Source organism: Mesorhizobium sp. M7A.F.Ca.CA.002.05.1.1 (genome assembly GCF_003998335.1).
In the GTDB taxonomy this organism is placed as follows: Bacteria; Pseudomonadota; Alphaproteobacteria; order Rhizobiales; family Rhizobiaceae; genus Mesorhizobium.
On record NZ_RZQI01000841.1, the window covers coordinates 1 to 2,558 of the forward strand.

Here is a 2,558-nt window from a genome sequence, read left to right on the forward strand (position 1 = left end):
CTGTCGAACCTGACATATCCGAGATCGTCGGAGCCGTTGCCGTATCTGTTGTAGTGAGGATCGTCCGCAAGGGTGATCCGGTTTCCGTTCGCCATGAAGAACGTGCATCCGGGCGTTGGCTCGACACTCTGGCATGGCACGTCGAACACAGTCTTGAACGGGGAATTGATCTCGGTGGAAACCGCCGCGCGGGCCGTCTTGGGAACGCCCGGCATCGTCATTTCAGCATATTGCATCTGGCGGTCGAGGCGGTTGATGAGGCCACCGCTTTCCTGCGAAGCGTGCGGTCCAAAATCCATCGACAGTTTCGCGCCCAGATAGGCGCCTTGCGTCATCCCGTCACGATAGCCGGCGTAGACGCTTGCCGTCATGTCGTTGTCGAAGGCATAGCCCAATCCGATCTGCGCGCCCGCGCCGAAATTGGGCGAGGTCCAGGCCGTTCCCTCGATCGAGGTCTTGCCGAACGCCTTGCTGAAATCAACCTTTGCGAACAGCCCGTCATCGCCATTGTCGATGGCACGCTCGTAGCCGATCCTGGCGCCTAATCTCAGGGTCGGATCGAGATAGGTTTCGAAGCCGGGCGCAACCCGAACGCCGCTCGCGCCGTCGAAGCGCGTCTTCGCGAAGGGCTCGTCAATCAAAATGGCGGACGGGCTGTTCCAGCCATCGACACCGAGAGAAACCGTGGTCGCCGCGCTCAGGCGCAGGTCGAGCGAGCTGGCAAGGCTCCAGGTTTCGACACTCTTGTCTGTCGTCAGGCCGAACAGCTGATCGGCATCCTCGCGGACGAATTGTCCGGTAACCTGCACGGCGAGCAGTTCGCCCAGGTTCGCCGCACCGCCAACCATCAGCCGCGCGACGCCGTTTCCCTTCTCCGCGGCCATGCCGAAGGCTACCGGAAGGTCGGAGAATGCAGCGACGATCCTGGCATTCAGCCGCTGCTGGTTGTCGTCTTCCGAAACCTGCCCGTTTACGACCAGGCGGACCGATTTCTGCGAGGGCTCCGGCGTTTGCTCCTGAGCGCCGGTCGGGAAGGCTCCCGCGATCCAGGCCACGGCCGCCGCCATCATCTTGCCTGTTCTCATTTTCGTCCCCAAGCCTGCGTCGGGCTTCCCCAGAGCCAACGTTGCAACGTTGGTCAGATCGCCTGTTTCGACGACTTATGCTCGGTGGACGGATTCCTCGCATCACCCATTTGGGCTATGCGGCCGCAGGAACGGCCTGAAAATCAAAGTCTTAGCTAGAGCTTGCTTCGAGGCGGCGGTGCCTGTCGCTCTAGTGGCGCAGGATCAGGGCGGCGAGCTGGCTTTGGCGACGGGTCTCGGTCTTGGCAAAGACGGACTTCAACTGCGCCCTGACCGTGTGAATGCTGACGTCGCGGCTGTCCGCATGGTCGCGCAGCGAGATGCCTTGGGCGATGGCCACGGCCAGCTCCGATTCAGCCGGTGTCAGCCCATAGCCGGGCAATGCAGCGACGGAAGGCTGCGGCGTCGGCTGGTTGCGCAGGACCAGCATTGCAATCGGAAGGTCCTCGAAAATCTGATCGAACATTGTTTGCGTGGTTCTGTGGGCGAGCGGCACGATCATCGCGCGCATCGGCGAACCGGCCGCCCGACGAACGGGGAAGCTGCCTGGAATTGCGGGAAAATCCGCTCTCGCTATCGCGGCCAGGGCAATCCGCAGGGTCGTATCGGCCCTCGGATCCTTGAGGTGCAGGTGCCCGTCGCGGTCGACGGCGAGGAAAGACGCGTCCTTGCGCATCGCCGTTCCGGCACGGTTGCAGTGGGTGATACGCCCGGCTCTGTCGATGAACAGCACAGCGTCGGTCGATGTCTCAAGAGTGGCGCGATAGTCTTCTCCCTCCACCTGGTGCGGGATGTGCCGCATCAACTCGAACGAGCGGGTGATATGCGGCCCAAGCAGGTCAAACGTCCTGTTTACCCGCGCCCGCACGAGATCATGGTTGCGCAGGCGAATATTGCCCGAAAGGAAGAGCATCCTGTCCGATGAGCGATGCAGCGCAACGGCGCTCGCGGACACCAGACTCTGGCTACGCAGACAGTCATTGTAGAACTCGGTTTTGAGAAGTTTGTCCGGGTCGTATATTTCTTCCGATTGAACAAGCTTGCCGATCGGGGCGATAGCCATTCCGTTCGCCCAGACGTTGATCGTCGCATAGTCTCGCACATAGGAATCAATAAATTCCGGCGCAGCCCCGGACGCAAGCAAGCCCAGGCTTGCTCGCGCGACGGTATCATGCGCATGCAGGCAAATGAGCGTGTCGTCCAGATGGCCTGACAGGTCCCCGACGAACGCGGACCATTTGTGCGGGTTGATGCCTGCCTCGTAGACCGTGTGGATAAGGCTGTTGAAGTCGTCGAGCGTGATCTCAGGCAAGGTCGGTGCTCCGCAAACCATAGCTGGCGGCGGGAGCGGACGCATCGCCTGGGCGTGCTCGTGCGTTATGCTTGCGTGGATTGATCTTCACAGGCGGCCCCCCGGCGCATGGACGATGCATTCAACGCAATTTATGCGCCCAAGACGGAGCCGTCAAACGC

General features: G+C 61.5%; 2 protein-coding genes. Both read right to left on the reverse strand.

All coding sequences use genetic code 11. From position 1 onward, the window contains the following. A partial coding sequence (locus EN939_RS29300; RefSeq protein ID WP_206528369.1) for a hypothetical protein occupies positions 1 to 1,085 on the reverse strand: 1,085 nt, incomplete at its 3' end. 190 nt (positions 1,086 to 1,275) lie between these two features. Beyond that, positions 1,276 to 2,397, reverse strand: a complete 1,122-nt coding sequence (locus EN939_RS29305; RefSeq protein WP_127270919.1) for a PAS domain-containing protein — start codon at positions 2,395 to 2,397, stop codon at positions 1,276 to 1,278. Positions 2,398 to 2,558 lie beyond the last annotated feature (161 nt).